At 53.6% G+C, this 17898-nt stretch carries 13 protein-coding genes and 1 riboswitch; of the genes, 12 read left to right on the top strand and 1 reads right to left on the bottom strand.

What is annotated here, in order from left to right:
- Window position 1 precedes the first annotated feature (1 nt).
- From ABNS66_RS00295 to thiD, 11 genes are all read left to right on the top strand, one after another.
- Window positions 2–2221: an ATP-binding cassette domain-containing protein gene (locus ABNS66_RS00295; RefSeq protein ID WP_286839809.1), complete on the top strand. Its 2220-nt coding sequence runs from the start codon at window positions 2–4 to the stop codon at window positions 2219–2221.
- On the top strand, window positions 2218–3396 hold the full coding sequence (locus ABNS66_RS00290; protein WP_286839812.1) for an HlyD family efflux transporter periplasmic adaptor subunit: 1179 nt from the start codon (window positions 2218–2220) through the stop codon (window positions 3394–3396). Before ABNS66_RS00295 ends, ABNS66_RS00290 begins: the two co-directional genes overlap by 4 nt.
- Before the next feature lie 412 nt (window positions 3397–3808).
- The gene (locus ABNS66_RS00285) at window positions 3809–8212 is read left to right on the top strand and encodes an Ig-like domain-containing protein (RefSeq protein ID WP_286839814.1); all 4404 of its coding nucleotides are present in this window, start codon (window positions 3809–3811) and stop codon (window positions 8210–8212) included.
- A 188-nt stretch (window positions 8213–8400) separates the two neighbouring features.
- Entirely contained in the window at window positions 8401–9006 is a 606-nt protein-coding gene (locus ABNS66_RS00280) for a hypothetical protein (protein ID WP_286839817.1), read from the top strand.
- A gap of 228 nt (window positions 9007–9234) precedes the next feature.
- Window positions 9235–9438, top strand: coding sequence for a DUF6447 family protein (locus ABNS66_RS00275; RefSeq protein ID WP_027873177.1), 204 nt, complete (start codon window positions 9235–9237; stop codon window positions 9436–9438).
- Between the two features lie 116 nt (window positions 9439–9554).
- Window positions 9555–9669: riboswitch (TPP riboswitch) on the top strand.
- Between the two features lie 71 nt (window positions 9670–9740).
- Complete coding sequence (thiC, locus tag ABNS66_RS00270) at window positions 9741–11627, top strand: phosphomethylpyrimidine synthase ThiC (RefSeq protein ID WP_286695122.1); 1887 nt, start codon at window positions 9741–9743, stop codon at window positions 11625–11627.
- A 6-nt stretch (window positions 11628–11633) separates the two neighbouring features.
- Window positions 11634–12710, top strand: a complete 1077-nt coding sequence (thiO, locus tag ABNS66_RS00265; RefSeq protein ID WP_286839820.1) for a glycine oxidase ThiO — start codon at window positions 11634–11636, stop codon at window positions 12708–12710.
- Window positions 12707–12910, top strand: a complete 204-nt coding sequence (gene thiS, locus ABNS66_RS00260; protein WP_286695120.1) for a sulfur carrier protein ThiS — start codon at window positions 12707–12709, stop codon at window positions 12908–12910. The genes thiO and thiS overlap by 4 nt, the downstream gene beginning before the upstream one ends.
- Before the next feature lie 32 nt (window positions 12911–12942).
- Complete coding sequence (locus tag ABNS66_RS00255; protein ID WP_286839822.1) at window positions 12943–13740, top strand: thiazole synthase; 798 nt, start codon at window positions 12943–12945, stop codon at window positions 13738–13740.
- 100 nt (window positions 13741–13840) lie between these two features.
- The gene (locus ABNS66_RS00250) at window positions 13841–14476 is read left to right on the top strand and encodes a glutathione S-transferase family protein (protein ID WP_204994698.1); all 636 of its coding nucleotides are present in this window, start codon (window positions 13841–13843) and stop codon (window positions 14474–14476) included.
- Window positions 14477–14512: 36 nt separating this feature from the next.
- Window positions 14513–15979: a bifunctional hydroxymethylpyrimidine kinase/phosphomethylpyrimidine kinase gene (thiD, locus tag ABNS66_RS00245; protein ID WP_286839825.1), complete on the top strand. Its 1467-nt coding sequence runs from the start codon at window positions 14513–14515 to the stop codon at window positions 15977–15979.
- Here thiD and ABNS66_RS00240 read toward each other — a convergent pair.
- Window positions 15976–16836 carry a sterol desaturase gene (locus tag ABNS66_RS00240; protein ID WP_286839827.1) on the bottom strand — a complete coding sequence of 287 codons (861 nt, stop codon included), beginning with the start codon at window positions 16834–16836 and terminating at the stop codon, window positions 15976–15978. The genes thiD and ABNS66_RS00240 overlap by 4 nt on opposite strands.
- A gap of 93 nt (window positions 16837–16929) precedes the next feature.
- On the opposite strand from ABNS66_RS00240, the gene ABNS66_RS00235 reads away from it, so the two are divergent.
- Window positions 16930–17847 carry a LysR substrate-binding domain-containing protein gene (locus tag ABNS66_RS00235; protein WP_204994696.1) on the top strand — a complete coding sequence of 306 codons (918 nt, stop codon included), beginning with the start codon at window positions 16930–16932 and terminating at the stop codon, window positions 17845–17847.
- Window positions 17848–17898 lie beyond the last annotated feature (51 nt).

Genomic DNA, 17898 nt, shown 5'->3' with positions numbered 1-17898 from the left:
TATGTCTAGTAATCTCGCCGAATCCACCGCTGAAGTTGAAGTGCAAGCAAGACCTACACCCGCTGAGTTGGCAAGCGATGAGCAGGATATTTCAATGCCCTTAGCCGCTAAAGCGCTAATGGACATGGCAAGGCGCAGGGGTTTGCACGCCTCCAAGCACGAAGCCGAGCAGGCCTGGGGGCAGGTCACGGCAAATACCAGCCGCGACCGCCTGATTGCCGCATGGAAGTCGCTATTCAAGGGGCATGCCGTCGCCAGCAGCACGGCTGGATTATTGTCGCCCGGCCAGTTACCGGCGTGGCTGGTTACAGCGAATAGCATAGGTGTTGTGCTCAAGCTGGCGAGTAGTGAGTCGCCGATGGTAGTTAAATGGTTGGGGGCAGAGCCCGTCAGCTTGCCGGCTAACCCAGAGGTATTGGTTCCCGTAGCGCCCCTTGCTGCTGAGGAGGACGAAAGCTTTATCGAAAGCGAGCCTCGCGGTAAGGCGACTGAAGCGATTCATGTTGCGATAAAGGCGCATGCGCCGCTGCTTGGTAAGGTCGCGTTGGTATCGGTGTTTATCAATCTCATTGCCGTCATGTCATCGCTGTTTGCAATGCAGGTATACGACCGAGTTGTTCCTAATTTTGCCTATGCCACGCTGTGGTTTTTGGCAATTGGTATGGGCGTGGCCTATGTATTTGACGTTATTTTTAAGCTGGTGCGCCTAAAAATTATGGACGCGACCGGCAAGCGCCTGGACGAGGCACTGTCGCTCTACATATTTGAGCGCTTGCTGGGCCTAAAGTTAGATCGACGTCCGAGTCGTCAGGGCTCACTTGTCGCACAGGTCAGGGACTATGAATCGGTGAAGCAGTTCTTTACCTCGTCCACGGTGTTCTCATTGGTTGACCTGCCTTTCGTTGGTTTGTTTGTCGCGGCGATTTATATGATAGCTGGCCCGGTTGCTCTGGTGCCGCTGGTATTTGTGCTGTTAAGCACGCTAATTGGTCTGGTGGCTTACAAGCCACTGGCGCGCATTCAACAAGAAAATAACGACGCCGTTGTGCGCCGTCAGGGAATGCTCTATGAGGCGGTGTCCAGCGGTGAAGTAATAAAATCCCAGGGTGGAGAGGCAAAATTTAGTGACGCCTGGATTAACGCGACACGGGAAACGTGCGACCGCGGTGAAGAGCTGAATTACGTGTCGTCCGTGGTGCAGATTGTCACGGCGTTCTTTCAGCAGCTCTCTTACGTGGCCATTATTATTACCGGTGTCTATGTCATTGAGACTGGCGAACTCACTATGGGCGGTTTAATTGCCTGCTCAATTTTGGGTGGGCGGGCGCTGGCAAGTATCTCTGGTATATCCGCCCTGCTTGTGCGTTGGCACCATGCCAGGTATTCCCTGCAAGTGCTTGATCAAGTGCTGTCCTGCCCGAGTGACCTGGATGCCAAGCGCGAAGCGAATACCCATGCCCTGCCGTTGGACCTGGAGCTGGTTGATGTGAAGTATGCCTACACGGGGTCGCAGCTACCGCAGTTCAGTGCTGAAGCGCTGCGCATTGATGCAGGCAGTAAAGTGGCCGTGTTGGGTCGCAATGGCTGCGGAAAATCGACGTTGTTGAAATTGCTTGCGGGTATTGCCACGCCAAATCAAGGTGAGATCCGTATCGCCGGTCTCGACTACGAGCATTGTCGGCAGAGTTGGTTGCGTGAAGTCATTGGATACCTTCCCCAAGAGCCGAAATTGATTTCCGGGACCTTGCTCGACAACCTCACCTTGGGGATGAGTATGCCCAGCGAAGACGAGATCGTCGCCGCACTAAAAAAAACAGGCCTGCTCGATGCTGTGCAGCGCCACCCGTTGGGCTTGCAGCTACCAATTACTGAAGGCGGGGCTGGAATGTCGGGCGGACAGCGACAGGCTGTTGGGCTCACGCGGCTGGTACTTCAAAATCCCAAAGTTTGGTTGCTTGATGAGCCCGCGGCCAGCTTGGACTCGGTACTAGAGCAAAAAGTTATCGATATTATCCAGGGGTTGCCCCGTGACACTACGGTTATCTTTACAACTCACAAGCAATCCTGGGTGAGTTTAGCGGATCGCGGATTCATTATTCATAACGGCGAAATCGTCAAAGAACTGCTTGCGGATGCATCGGCACCCGCTGTGCAAAACCAAGCTCAAAAAGCTGGCAGCCAAAACGGCCCGGGTGTTGTAAATGTAGGGGGTGGACAATGATATCCGCAGAGGACTTATTCTCACGCTCTCGTCCCATCAATATTGGCGCGGCCGGGCGAATGCTATGGGTGATGGGGCTGACCGTTGTGGCCAGTGTCGCTTGGGCGAACTGGGCAGTACTGGATGAGCAGGTAAGGGCCAGTGGCGAGGTGATCGTTTCTAGTCGTTCGCAAATCGTCCAGGTGGTAGACGGTGGTGTTCTGCAAAGTTTGAATGTGAAAGAGGGTGAACTGGTCAATGCGGGTGACGTTCTGGCGGAGCTGGACCGCACCCGTTTTGCCGCCAATGCCGCTGAGACCCGCTCCAAAGTGCTGGATCTAACGGCAAACGTGGAACGCTTACGTGCGGAGCTCAACGGTACACCACTGAAATTTAGTGATGCCGTAGCAAGGGAAAGCGACCTCGCCGACCGACAAAAGAACCTGCATACGCGGCGCCTCCGTCAGCAGCGCGAAGAGCGAAACAGCGTCAAAAAATCACTGCGACTCGCACAGGAAGAGCTAAGCGCTTTACAACAGTTGGCGCGCACTGGTGATGCCTCTCAGTCAGAAGTGTTATCGGCGCGACGCCAAGTGGTTGAGCTCACTGCTGAGCTTACTAACAGGCAAAATGAATATCGCCGCGACGCGCAAAAAGAACTGGCGAGCACCCAGGCAGAGTTAGAGCAAACATTACAGATCTACAAGCAACGCCAAGAGGCATTGGCGGCTACCATTATTCGTGCGCCGATGTCGGGCAGTATTAAAAATATTCGCATTACAACCTTAGGGGCGGTGCTTAAAGCGGGCGATGAGCTGTTGCAGATTGTGCCCTCAGATGAGCCCTTGCTAGTAGAAGTGCGAATTTATTCAAAAGACGTGGCGTTCGTCAGGCCGGGGCTTAGAGCGAATGTGAAGTTAGATGCTTACGATTCAAGCATTTATGGCTCGCTGGAAGGTGAAGTAGTGTATGTGAGCCCTGACACCATTGATGAAGATCTGCGTCAAAATGAAGACCCTTACTACCGGGCGCAAGTAAAGATCACCCAGTTACCTGAAAGAAAGGGAATAGAACCAATAGAAGTGATACCAGGTATGACAGCAACGGCGGAGATTATTACCGGCCATAGAACCGTTGCGCAGTATATTCTTAAACCCTTGCGCCGCGGCAGTGCCGAGGCACTAACCGAACGCTAAAAAAGTTTTATTAACTTGTAGCGTTTTTATGGCATTGTACTATGCTATAAAAACTCGAAAAATAAAGTGTGGTGTCGCTTTAAATATTAAATAAGATTGTTAATAGTGCATCATTAAAGTGCGCTGTAACAAACTGGAAAGCGAAAAGATTTAATTAAAGATAAAATCTTTCGAGCAGCTTTATAGGGTATTGACGTGTTGACAGCGCTGACGTACCTTTCAAACTCGAAAAAGTTTATGTCAAGTCGGTACTCGTACATACCGGCGTTACGCAAGTCTGTTTCAAGGATTGAGTACAGCGCGTGACACGGCAGGCAGGATGCTTGCTATTGACCAGAATACTGATTGCAAAATCAGTTGCTGTAGAGATTCCGGCGGATGTCGGATAGTACTCGTACCCAGGGAGATACAAATGAAAAAGCAAGGAACGCGTGAGCAAATTACAGTGGATGTGGATACGACTGCTGTCGACACATTGTCTGCCGAATTGGCGGCTGCTGTAGCCCCCCAAGCCGAACTAGAAACCGCACCTGTAGAAGGCCTCTTCGACGATGAGAAGAAGCTGGAAGAGGAAGTGGCGCTTAGCGAAGGCGCAATTCAAACTGAAGCCGTAGAAGTTGCTGCTGCCGACAATGGCGTTGCGGCAATGGTTCTGGCTGACACCAACGCACAGTCATCTGGCGGCGCATCAACCGGTGGTTCGTCCGGCGGCTCAGTACCTACTGGCGTGTGGATCGGTGCCGGTGTTCTCGGTGCGGCGGCCATTGTTGCCGCCTCAGACGACGATGACGACGACAACGGTGGTAGCAAATCCAGCACACCCGCTAACCGTGCTCCAGAAGCAGCGGCCAGCCAGGCTGTAAGTGTTGACGAAGGTGACTCAACCGTTATCTCCATCAATGCAACCGATGCGGACGGCGATTCACTCACTTACTCGCCTACTCAGCCCGCAAACGGTCAATTAGCTGTAAACGGCAGCAACCAATTCACCTACACCCCCGATGCTGGCTTCAGTGGCACCGACAGCTTCGATGTAGTGATTTCAGACGGTAAAACCAGCATTACTCAAACGGTAAATATCACCGTTGACCCAGCGGGCAATGGCGGCACGCCAGGCGCTTATCAGCTGACCAGCGGAACTGATGTTGCTACGGCTGACGTTTTCGATGCCCCGATGGTATTCACTCCAGATGGCTCTGACCGTATTCTGTCTCTGCAAGATGAAGATGTGCTCACAGGTACTGCCGGTAAAACCGACAATACCTTGAACGTTACAATGGGGCACCAGAATGGCGATGAACAAACCTCGCCGGTTGTTACCCCTAAGCTGATCAATATCCAAAATATTAATATCGATTGGACTGGCAGCACCACAACTCTAGATCTGCGTAATGCGGACTCGACCGAAAAGGTTAATGTTGAGCGCGTTACACAAGATGCTGGTGCGGTTACGGTAGATAATATCAGTACTCCTGTGGCTGATCTGCGCGTCTCAAATACAGCGTCAGATGACGCCACTGTTGCTTTTGTTTATAAGCAAGGCGTGTTGACTGGTAACGATACACTTGATATCGAATTGGATGACGTGCTCGCTCAAATGGTTGGGCAATCTGGCCGCGGAACGGGTGCTGCCACAGAAGGCTTTGAAACGGTCAACCTTAACGCGGTAAACGGCGTCGACTTAGATCGCTTCTCAGTTAACGAAATGGAGTCACTGGTTATTACCGGTAGTGATGATCTTAAAATCGTCAATCTTTGGGAAAATAATAACCCGCCTGGAATAAATACTGTATTTGAGTGGAATCAGTTAAGATCCGGGGGCATTGCTAATCCATCGGCTGTGGGGCTTTTGAGCCTTGACGCATCAGCCTTTACGGGTGATATGGAAATTGATATTAGCTCTGCACTGGGTGGGCACCCTGACCCATCAAATTCAGGTGCGATGGTTCACACGAATATTCAAGGTGGTGCTGGAAACGACGTCTTTTGGACCTCGGAAACTGTGACTGATACGTCGCCGACCAACCGTGATGTTTTAGATGGTGGTGCTGGCGCTAACAGCTTGGTCACCACGGCAGGTGTAGAAAATGATGCAGCAATTAGCAATATCCAAAGCTTAGAGCTGCGTCAGCAAAACGGCGCACAGACGGTAGATTTCGATGCCTTCGATTCGTCCCTCACTAGTGTATTGATGAGAGGTGAGCAGGGTGGTTCGGCCATGTTTAACCTGCGTGATCTGGGGTCTACGCTGGCTCAAAATGGTGTTCAGCTGAATCACGGTATTACCGGTGCCAGCAACCCTCTGGTTGATGTTCAGCTGAAGGATGCATCAACAGGTAGTGACACGTTCGCAATCACTATTGAAGATGATCGCAATAACCCGAACCCAGACGCCCGTGGTAATAACTTCTTCAACTTCCGCTTGGATGTAGATGGTGATAATGGTGATGGCAACACCATCAAAGATGATGGTCGCGTTGAAAATATCACTATTATCGATAATGACATCGAATCTAACACCGTCGATTTAATTAACTCTGCTGAGCATACTGGAACGCTAACGTTGAGTGGTGGTGAGGCTGGTGATGAATTTACCGTCTCGCAAACGCTGATTAGCAAAGTGGTAGACGGCTCTGCTCAGGCAAGTGATCTGCGTTTGACCGTTGGTAACGCTAACCAAGATATTCGCTTGGGTAGCGGTGACGATATCCTGACGTTCGCAACGGTTGATGGTTTTAACTCTGCAGACAAAATTAGTGACCAAGGTGGTGTGGATACTGTTCGGGCTGCATTCAGCAAAGATGCGAATTTGGACCTTGTTGACATCGAGAACCTACATATTGTCGCCTCTGAAAAAATCAGCTTGGGAATGGCCAATGCTGACGTAGATAACCTCGTTATCATGGGCTCAAACGCCACGGATAGGACTGGTAATAACAATATTACAGCCCAAAAAGCCGACAATGCAGCAGAACCGTTTGTGGTAACACCAGAAACTAAAGACGTTATCACCCTAACGGATACGACCTTGAGCGAGCTAAACTTCTCGGCCGATTTGGACGTTGATAATGACAACACTGCGGCTAATCGCTCGCAGGCTGAAGCGGCAGCTCGCCTTGCTAGTCCAACCTGGACAGGCATTGGCAGCACCGTTGCCGGTGATGCTGCATACAAGGCGTGGATTAACGATGAGTCAACCCAGGCAGTGTTCAACGGCGTAACCCTTGCGAACAACACGGGAGACACACTAGCCGTTAACATTAATTCACAGCTTGATGATGTTATTTTTGGTGCGACCATGTACGAGCTAGGTCAGCTGACGGCACATGGCGTTAAAACCATGAATGTTACCGTAGCTGATGAAGACCGCACCGCAGGCGCGCCTAATGCACAAACGATCATCAACAACATCTATGGTAAAAACCTGTCTGCTCTGACGGTTTCAGCTCAAGGAAATGTTGATCTTAAGACCATCTCAGGTGGTGCTTTGAACAACACTCTTAAGAGCCTGGACGCTACTTCAGTGCAAGGTAACTTTACTGCAGATGCGATTGCGCTGGGCGATGGAGCCAATGTTACGTTGGGCCGCGGTAATGATGTGTTCAGTGCAGCAACTTCCGCTGGTAAGGGTATTAAAATCGACGGCGGCAACGGTAACAACGTTATCACTGGTTCGGCGCAAAATGACACCATTACGACTGGTTCTGGCTGGGACACTATCCAGGGTGGGCGCGGAGATAACGTTATCTTCTCCGGTGCAGGTAATGACCTGGTGCAAGGCCTGTTTGGTAACGATACCTACAGCGTAGGCACAGGTATTGATACTGTTCAGGATAACTTTAACTCAGGTAACGCCGCGACCACGGCAACCAATACCGTATCGCTCGATGGTGGTGGTATCACATCAGTTCAGATCGACGTTGATGGTCAGGGATTCGGTCTGGGGGATGTCGACCAAATGTTGGCTGTAGGCGCTGGCTCTACGCTAACGCTTAGCTGGACTGGCGATAGTCTAAATACCGACTCCGCCGTTCTCGATGGTCGCCGTGCATTTGTGAATGACCTTGATAAAGATGGCAATGCTGCCGCGCCAACTGCGAACTCTGATTTGTACATCCGGAACGATGGCAATAATCAGACTGTGGACGGTGGTGACGGCAACGATGTTGCCATCATGGTTGGCGCATTAGGTACTCTCGACTTCCGGGGTGGTGCGGGTAATGATGCTGCCATTGGTGGATTTGGCGCGGATACCTTCAATGGTGGTGCTGGCGCTGACAAGTTTGCGATGCAAAACTCTAAAGTGGTAGACGGTGCTTCAGACACTGTAGTAATTGCAGATGGTGAATCAACGGCTGCTGCCATGGACCAGGTGTTTGGCTTTAATGCATTGGGTGCTGTAGGTGAGGATGTTCTCGATTTGGCCAGTACTATTATTGCTACAAACGCTAATCTTCCAGCGCAAGATGCTAATGTTGGTTCGGCTCGCAGTGTTAACATTGCAAATGGTGTGGCCACATTTGACAACAATGATAACGGCTTAAGTCCGAATCAAGTTGGTACAGGTGCAGGTCAGATTAGCTTGCAAGATGCACTGGGTTATCTCGCCGCTAACCTCAATAATAGTGGTAGCACTGTCGCCTTCACCTATGATGCTGACGGAAACAACGTTCTGGATGAGAAAGACAGTGTCTTTGTTTTCCAGGATGGCGGAAACGACACTGTTGTAGAGCTGGTAGGAATGCCTGGTACGGCGGCCCTGGTTGGCTTGGAAAGCGGTGCTGACTCTGGTGCAGGCTGGATCGAAATCGCTTAACCGTACTTAAGTTTTCCGCGAAAGCGGAATTACTCTGAGTTTGTAACCCGGCGCAAGCCGGGTTTTTTTTGCCGCTATTCTTCGTTTTGGTGTTCCGCTATAAAATAAACTATTGATATATGGGCATATTTTTATTGGCGTGTTTTTTGCTGAGTTAAAGCCTGGATAAGTTGTCTGGAGGGTTCAATATGAAGGCAATTATGACGGAGCCCGTATCGGGCGTTATAGCCTCGAATAAGACGGTTAATGGCGGGGATGAAAGCTATTTCCATCAATTATTTGGGGCGTATGTAGAGCGCTTACGGAGCGGTGACGATGCCCAGTCGATTGGTAGTTTGTATCAAGCTGAAAAAACGTCACTCGAAAGCGAATTGGCGGGAAAGTTAAGCCGCATAAATTCAGAAGAAAATTTGAACTATATAGAAGCGGTTGAGAGAAAGCTTGCAGCCGAAAAGGAAATTTTTGTGCGAGAAAAAATATTGAATCTCGCGCACAGTCGTTCGCAAATGGATGTTAGTTATGAGAAAAATGATAGCGCAAATCTTGAGAAGAATACCCCGACGGCTAGCGACTTACTTGCTCAAAAGCAGCGTGAGGAAATGTGTGCGTTATGGATAAGGCATGAACAGCGGAGTCAGGCCGTTGAGGCGCGTATAGCCGAACACCCAGAAAACCTTTTGCTTGCCGACCAGTTGCGCAGGAGTATGCAGGAGCAAGATTCTGAGGACAGGCAGCGAACGGCAGCCAGGGTCGCGAACTACCGCGATCAGTTATTCTCCTCCTCAAGTGACTAAGTGATGTACTCGGAAAAGTTATATGAATTCTGTTTGAGGCAATGCCTTAAAGCTGGTAAATTTGTTGCGTCAAAGTATTAGTGCTTTGCTATAAATTAATAAGCAGCAGTTTACTTGGAAGCGCGTTTAAACGTGCTGGACAGTGTCTCAATGGTTTTTTTAAATACTACTAATGAGGTGCTTGGAAGGTAACAACGGATTGTAAACAGTAAAAAAGGAATTTTAATCATGACGCAAGCTCAAACCATTACCATTGATGGAAAAGAATACGACTTGGAGTCACTGAGTAGTGAAGCCAAAAATCAGCTTATGAATGTGCGAGTGGCCGATCAAAAGATCGCGACAACTCAACAGGATTTGGCAGTACTGCAAACAGCCCGCAATGCCTATGCTCGCGCATTGTCAGAAGCCCTGCCGAAAGTGAATCAATAATCGCTTGTGTAAGCCGAGTAAAAAAGCCGCAGTAGCGGCTTTTTTTATGGCTCGTTGTTCGTGGGGTGCCAAGTCGCTTGCCTCTTGCCATTGCCTTGCCCCCACCCTACACTGACAAACTCTTGTCGGGGCGCCCGTCACGGCCAAATCGGCCAGGGCTGAGATCGCATAGCGAGTCCCGTTGCACCTGATCTGGATAATGCCAGCGTAGGGAACAAGGTCGCCTCAGTCATATTCCGTCTCTACTGACGATCTGCTCCCTGTGTTTACAACACTGAGCGCCTACGTGCGCGGGGGGAATAATGAGTTCATCTGAATATCCGTTGCTGCGTGAAACTGCGCAAGTCGATGCCGCTGCCGTTGAGCCCCTGCCGGGTTCGTCAAAGATTTATGTTGAAGGGAGTCGTTCTGACCTCCAGGTCCCGATGCGGGAAATCAAGTTGACGGCGACGCCTGTGCAAGACCCTGACGGTTCCACTCGCTTGGAGCCCAATGCGCCGGTGCGGGTTTACGATACGTCTGGTCCGTACACTGATCCCGCGGCGAGCATTGATATTCGCAAGGGCTTAGCGCCAATTCGCGAGCAGTGGATATTGGATCGCGATGACACCGAGCTACTGAGCAGTGACAGTTCTGAATATACCCGTCAACGCGCCGCTGATTTGAGCCTTGAGCAGCTGCGGTTTGACCTTAAGCGCCGGCCGCGCCGCGCGAAGGCGGGGCAGAACGTTAGCCAAATGCATTACGCTAAGCGCGGCATCATCACACCAGAGATGGAATACATCGCCATACGAGAAAACATGGCACTGGCGCAGGCGCGTGAGTCGGGGGAGTTGGCGGTGCAGCATCCGGGACAATCCTTTGGGGCGAGCATTCCCAAAGAAATTACCCCCGAGTTTGTTCGCGACGAGGTCGCTCGCGGTCGCGCCATTATTCCGGCCAATATTAACCACCCTGAACTGGAGCCGATGATTATCGGCCGTAACTTCCTGGTAAAGGTGAATGGCAATATTGGGAATTCCGCACTGGGTTCGTCCATTGAGGAAGAGGTTGCCAAACTCACCTGGGGCATTCGCTGGGGTGCCGACACCATGATGGATTTGTCGACGGGCAAAAATATTCATGAGACCCGCGAGTGGATTGTGCGCAATTCGCCTGTGCCGGTGGGTACTGTGCCAATTTACCAGGCGCTGGAAAAAGTCGACGGCATCGCCGAGGACCTCACCTGGGAGATCTTCCGCGATACGCTGATAGAGCAGGCCGAGCAGGGCGTGGATTACTTTACGATCCACGCAGGCGTGCTACTGCGTTACGTGCCGCTAACGGCGAAGCGCGTAACCGGCATTGTGTCGCGCGGTGGCTCGATCATGGCGAAGTGGTGTTTGGCCCATCACAAAGAAAACTTCCTTTACACCCACTTTGACGACATCTGCGAAATCATGAAGGCCTACGATGTGTCGTTTTCGCTGGGTGATGGGCTTCGCCCTGGCTCGGTTGCCGACGCCAATGACGAAGCGCAGTTCGGCGAGCTGCGTACCTTGGGTGAGTTGACCAAGAAGGCGTGGAAGCACGATGTTCAGGTGATGATTGAAGGCCCCGGTCACGTGCCGATGCAGATGATCAAAGAGAATATGGACGAGCAGCTAAAGCACTGTGACGAGGCGCCGTTTTATACACTGGGGCCGCTCACTACTGATATCGCGCCGGGCTACGACCACATTACCTCGGGCATTGGCGCGGCGCAGATCGGCTGGTATGGCTGCGCCATGCTGTGTTACGTCACTCCGAAAGAGCACTTGGGCTTGCCCAATAAGGATGATGTAAAAACCGGCATCATTACCTACAAAATTGCGGCGCATGCGGCCGACTTAGCCAAGGGGCATCCCGGCGCGCAATTGCGTGATAACGCCTTGAGTAAGGCGCGCTTTGAATTCCGCTGGGAGGACCAATTCAACCTGGGGCTCGATCCGGACACCGCGAGAGAGTTTCACGACGAAACCCTGCCCAAGGAGTCCGCGAAAGTCGCCCACTTCTGTTCAATGTGTGGGCCAAAGTTCTGTTCGATGAAAATCACCCAAGATGTGCGTGATTACGCTGCAAAACTGGAATCAGGCGATATCGAGCAGGAGATGGCGAAAAAGTCTGCCGAGTTTAAAGAGCAAGGTAGTGAAATCTACCACAAGGTGTAGGCGCGCATGAGCGCAATATCTATTGCCGTTGTTGGTGGCGGTTTGCTGGGACGCTTGCTCGCCTGGAAGTTGCTGCAGCGTGGGCACCGGCTCTGTATCTTTGAACGCGGTAGTCGCGCTGCCGAGCAGAGCGCGGCGCGTATCGCCGCGTCGATGCTGGCGCCGTACACTGAAGTGGCGAGCGCCGAGCGTCAGGTTTTCGATTGGGGCTTGCGCGCTCTCGCGTGGTGGCCACAGCACATTGCTGAGTTGGGCGAAGCAACCGGCGTGGATATCACATGCCGCGTTGATGGCAGTGTTGTCGTTGCGCACGAACTGGACCAGTCCACACTGGCGCATTTTCTCCAGCAGTTGCAGGCGGTCGTGCCAGATCATTTAGCCGATGTTGAGCAACTTTCTGCGGCGCGCCTCGCGGAACTGGAGCCGGAGTTAGCGGGTCGTTATCGCAACGGTTTGTTCCTGCCTCACGAGGGCTACCTCGATAACAGCGCGCTACTTCGTGCTCTCGATCACGCCATCGCCGATCTTTCAGGCCAGTGGCACGAGCATGTCGACGTTACTGACATTGAGCCGGGGCGTCTGTATGCGCAGGGCCGCTGGCAAGATTTTGATTGCGTCGTCGACTGTCGCGGGATTGGTGCCAAGGGACAATTGGCGGGGCTGCGGGGCGTGCGCGGTGAGGTATTGTGGCTGCATGCGCCAGAGGTGAACTTACAGCGCCCAGTGCGCTTGATGCACCCGCGCTACAAGCTCTACATCGCGCCACGGCCAGATAATCGCTATGTGATTGGTGCCACGGAGATCGAGAGCGAGTCGATGGCGCCGGTGACCGTGCGTAGTCATCTGGAGCTACTGTCGGCGTTGTACAGCTTGCACAGTGGTTTTGCGGAAGCGGAGGTAGAGCATGCCTGGTCGCATTGCCGGCCGGCGATGCCAAACAACTTGCCGGTGGTCATGGCTGAGCCGGGCCGTTTGATAGTGAACGGCCTCTATCGTCACGGCTACCTGCTCAGTCCTCATGTCGTGGAGCAGGCATTGGAAAAATTTGATCAGGGTATGTGTGAACGGGTCCGAGCGTCATGATCGCCGTCAGTGTGAACAATCAGCAGAAACAGTGCGACAAGCAGAAGTCCCTGGCGGCGCTGCTTCAAGAATGGGGCTTTGAAAGTGGCAAGGTTGCGGTTGCCGTAAACGGTGATTTTGTGCCGCGTTCACGCTATGGCGAGCACCGCTTGCGCGATGGCGATCAGCTAGACGTGCTGGCCCCCGTGCAAGGTGGCTAGCGCTCGTGTGCTCGAAAATTGAGGAATAAAGCATGTCTGTAGATCGGCAGGACTCGTGGAGCCTCTACGGTAAGTCGTTTACCAGTCGCCTGTTGATAGGGAGTGCGCTGTACCCGTCACCGCAGGTGATGTGCGAGGCTATTTTGGCCTCGGGCGCAGAAATTATTACCGTCGGTCTGCGCCGCCAGTCGCCTGAACAAGGCGGTGGCGAGGCATTTTGGCAGCAAATTAAAAGCCTTGGGAAAACCCTGTTGCCGAACACCGCCGGCTGTCACACCGTGAAAGAGGCGGTGACGCTCGCGCAAATGAGCCGCGAGCTTTTTGAGACGGACTGGTTGAAGTTGGAAGTTGTTGGTGACGACTACAATTTGCAGCCGGATCCAATCGCCACCATCGAGGCGGCCCAGCAGTTGAGCAAGATGGGCTTTAAGGTCTTCCCGTATTGCACTGACGACCTGGTTGTTTGTCAGCGTCTGCGCGATGCCGGCTGTGAGGTGCTGATGCCCTGGGGCTCTCCAATTGGTACGGGTAGGGGGTTAATGAACCCCTACAACTTACAAACCATTCGTGAGCGCTTGCCGTCGCTGCCGTTGATCGTGGATGCAGGCATCGGTAAACCGTCTCATGCCGTACAGGCATTGGAGCTCGGATACGACGGCATACTGCTTAATACCGCGGTTGCCCAGGCCAGTCAGCCGGTCACCATGGCCGAGGCGTTTCGCGATGCACTCTCTGCGGGCCGCAAAGCGTATCGCGCGGGTGCGATGCCAGCTCGGCAAACCGCCTCACCGTCGACACCGACGCTCGGTATGCCGTTTTGGCACCAATAATCATCGCCGTGGCGCGAGGCCGGTACCGATAGCAAAGCACTGCTATTATCAGTGGTAGGCGGGTGTCGCGCCCCAACCCATCTCAGCACAGGAAGGCTTCATGTTAACGATCCATCATCTTGGTCTCTCTCGCTCCGATCGGATTATCTGGTTGGCGGAGGAGCTCGGTCTTGAATACCGCTTGGTTAAGCACGATCGCGACCCAGAGACATTCCGCTCGCCACCCTCGCTTTGGGAGGTCAGCCCGATGGGGAAAGCGCCGGTCATTGAAGATGATGGCTTGGTGATCCCGGAATCCGGCGCCATTGTGGAATATTTGCTCGACAAGTATGGCGAGGGTCGCCTGCGGCCGGCCGCCGGGACACCGGAATATATTGAGTATCTGCACTGGCTTCATGCGGCTGAGTCAACGCTGATGACGCCGGTGCTGATGAATATGATCGCCGGCATGAGTGGCGTGGATAACCCCGCCTACAATAGCTTTGTGCACGGCGAATTTGAGACGGTACTCGGGTATATGGAGGGGGTGCTGGCGAACAGGGAGTACATTGCCGGTGAATTTAGCGCTGCCGATATTATGGTCGCCTTTCCGTTGATGATGCTCGATTCGCCGTTGATTCCAGGGCCGGCGGGCGGCGATGTGCTTGGCTCCTACGCCAATATTCAGGCGTATCTATTGCGCCTGCGCGACCGACCAATGTGGCTCAAGGCCGAAGCCATATTTCGTCCAGAGTAGGGAAACCCCACGGTTAATCAGAGGTAAAAAGGCCTTATGGCGAGTCATTCAAAGCCCATTGCATGGACGATTGCCGGCTCAGATTCCGGTGGCGGAGCCGGTATTCAGGCGGACTTGGCCAGCTTTCACGATTTTGGCGTGCACGGCTGTTCAGTGGTTACGGCATTAACTGCACAAAATAGTTTTACTGTTGGGCATGTGGCCATTACGCCGCGTCGGGCGCTTGCCGCGCAAATTAATGCGCTCGACAGTGACCTGCAGGCGGCGGCGATAAAGCTGGGGATGCTCGGCGGCGAAGATGTTGTTGAGATGGTGGCAAAGTACCTGGCTGACTATCGCGGCTTTGTGGTTTGCGACCCCGTTATGGTGTCTACCAGTGGCGGTCAGTTAATGGAGGACGGTGTCAGCGAGGCGTTGATCGAAAAAATCTTGCCGCGCGCCGACCTGCTGACCCCAAACATCAGCGAAGCCGAAACCCTGCTCAATCGTGAGATTAACTCCCCGGCTGACGTAGAGCGTGCCGCCCAGGATATCGTGGTGTTAGGCGCCCGTTCGGTGCTGCTAACTGGCGGGCACCTGAGCACCGATGATGGCTGTCGTCACGACTATTGGACCGATGGCGAGAGTGGCTTCTGGCTGAGTGGCGAAAACATCGACACCCTCAATACCCACGGCACTGGCTGTACGCTATCGTCGGCGATAGCGGCGCTGATCGCTCGTGGCTACGAATTGGCTGATGCCTTAGTCATTGCTAAGGCCTATGTTAGTCAGGGACTGCGTTTGGCTGTGCAGCTCGGTGGTGGCCCCGGCCCGGTTGTACACCTGGGCTGGCCGCAGCGGCTGGAGGACTTTCCACGTTTGAGTCGGCAGTTGCCCGCCGCGCCGATTCAGGCGTTTCCCGATTGTGGCGGCGAACTGGGTTTGTACCCGGTGGTGGACAGTACTGAGTGGCTGGAGCGCTTGCTGCGTGCCGGTGTTAAAACGATCCAGTTGCGCATTAAAAACCCCGAGCAGAGCAATCTCGATGAGGAAATTCGGCGCGCTGTTGCACTGGGCCAACAATACAGCGCGCGGGTGTTTATTAATGATTACTGGCGCCAGGCGATTGACGCCGGGGCCTATGGCGTACACTTGGGCCAGGAAGACCTGGATATTGCCGACATCGGCGCTATCGCAGCTGCTGGCTTGCGCTTGGGCGTGAGCACGCACAGCTACTATGAAATCGCTCGTGCTCATGCGCTGTCACCCAGTTATATCGCGATTGGCCCGGTCTATCCGACGACCAGTAAGGTGATGCGCTTTGGGGCTCAGGGCCTGACTCAGCTTAAGCGTTGGGTCGATATCCTCTCGCCGAGTTATACCCTTACTGCGATAGGCGGGATCGACCGCCGCCGGGCCCCCGACGTGCTGGCGACGGGCGTTGGGAGTTGTGCGATGATCACCGCGATTACCGAGGCGGATGACCCTGAGGCGGTGGTCGCCGAATTACTGGCGCTCCACTAGCGAAGCTTAGCAAGGTCGGTGTAAAAGTAGCGGTATAAGGCGCTGTGCTCCTCTTCGGGGGTTTGGCGCCAGCCATAGACCTTGGGCTTCTCGCGCTCGATCACCAATGTACCGAACAACAACCAATCGTAGATCGCCAACAGGTTGCATAGGTTGCTCCCTGAATTTTTGCCACGGGCATGGTGATGGTGGTGCTGCGTCGGAAAGGTGAAAATGTGGCACAGGGCATACATGCTATTTCTCACCCAGGCCCAGCGGTGGTTGAGGAAGTACAAGTCATAGTTCCAGTTCACGTGGTTGTGAGCCGCCCAGAGGCCTTTGAACAGCGTGCCGATAATAAACACTTCTGTGAGTCCCAGGTATAGAGCCAAAAACTGGAACCAGTAATTGGGCATGATGAACCACCACAGCCAGTGCTCCACAAAGGTCTGCGTCACCGTTAATTGCCCCTTGCCGTCGTTACCGCCCGACAAATGGTGTGGGCGATGGCCGATCTTATAGAGGCCTTGCAGGCGTTGCAGCCAGCGCGATTTGGGCCGGCGGGCGTGGGCAAACCAGTGTCCAAGGCCGTGGAACAGTTCCTCTAAGGCGATGTAGCCGATGAGTGTTAGCCAGAAGTAATCACTTACCAACCAGCTTAGGCCGCCCTGATACTGAGGGATGATGAGGCCAGCGATCCAAGCGATGCCAAACAGCAGTGCTGGCCGTTGGATAAGCACCATGCCGGCGGCACTCAGCCCCGCCATTTGCCAATCTTCCTTGTTTTTGCGCTCGGCGCGGGCGCGGCCACTGAGCCATTCCCATAGGGCAAAAACAATTATAAATAGTGTCACGAAATGCGCAGGTTGCAGTGTCATGGCAGCTCCTTGTTACTGTTATATGCGGCTGATGTAGACAGGTTACGGGATTTGAGGTATTTGTAAATTTGATAATTTATATACCTAATATTTATGAAGCTGAATTTACGCTCGGTCGACCTTAATTTGCTCACGGTGTTTGAGGCCCTGCTGCGCGAACAAAATTTGTCTCGGGTGGCCGAGCAACTCGGCATGAGCCAGCCCGCTGTCAGTGCGGCCTTGCAGCGCTTGCGGCTGACCATGAAAGACGAGCTGTTTGTGCGCACCCGCAGCGGGATGCGGCCAACGCCACGGGCGATTGCCGCTCAGGCGGCCGTCGCCGAGGCCCTCGCACTGATTTCTGAAGCGCTCAGCGTGGAGCAAGTGTTCTCACCTGCCACCGCCGAGCGGGAATTCAGCCTGTTGGCTGACGGCTACATGGAAATGGCGGCGCTGGGGCCGCTGCTGCGCGCATTGCAGGGTTCAGGAGCGGGTCTGCGTTTGCGCAACGAGGTGCTGGATCAACAAGATGTGGCCAAAGCCTTGTCTCGCCTGGAGTACGATGCAGTGATCGACTTTGTGCGGATTGAATCGGATAAAGTCTGCTCGGCGCTATTGGGTGAGCAAGAGCTGGTAGTGATTGCCGCCGGTGCCCACCCGCGTATCGCTGGCAGCCTGTCTGCGCAACAGTATTTTGCAGAGGGCCACATTTTGCTGCGCCAGCGCAGCCGTTACCGCAGCCAGCTTGAATTGGCACTGGGCGGGCAGAAGCTTGAGCGCCGGGTCGACCTTCATGTTCAGCACTTCGCGGCGATGCCGTCGGTGGTTGAGCAAACCGATGCCCTGGCGTCTATGCCCCGCGAACTCGCCAGGCGATACGCTGCGGCCTACGATATTCAGGTTCTGCCCTTTCCATTGCCGGTGCCGCCGATACCCGTCTGGCTGATGTGGCCACTAAGCCTGAACGGCGATGCAGGGCACCGTTGGTTTATTGAGTTACTTCGGCGTCAGCGATTGCCGGGTGCTGGCTAAGCTGTGGAGATAACGTATCGACCTGCGCTGTGTGGGTGCTACTATGCGCGT

The organism is uncultured Spongiibacter sp. (genome assembly GCF_964011655.1).
GTDB lineage: Bacteria > Pseudomonadota > Gammaproteobacteria > Pseudomonadales > Spongiibacteraceae > Spongiibacter > Spongiibacter marinus.
The sequence above is the reverse complement of the archived record's forward strand: the minus strand, read 5'-3'. Positions and strand labels throughout refer to the sequence as shown.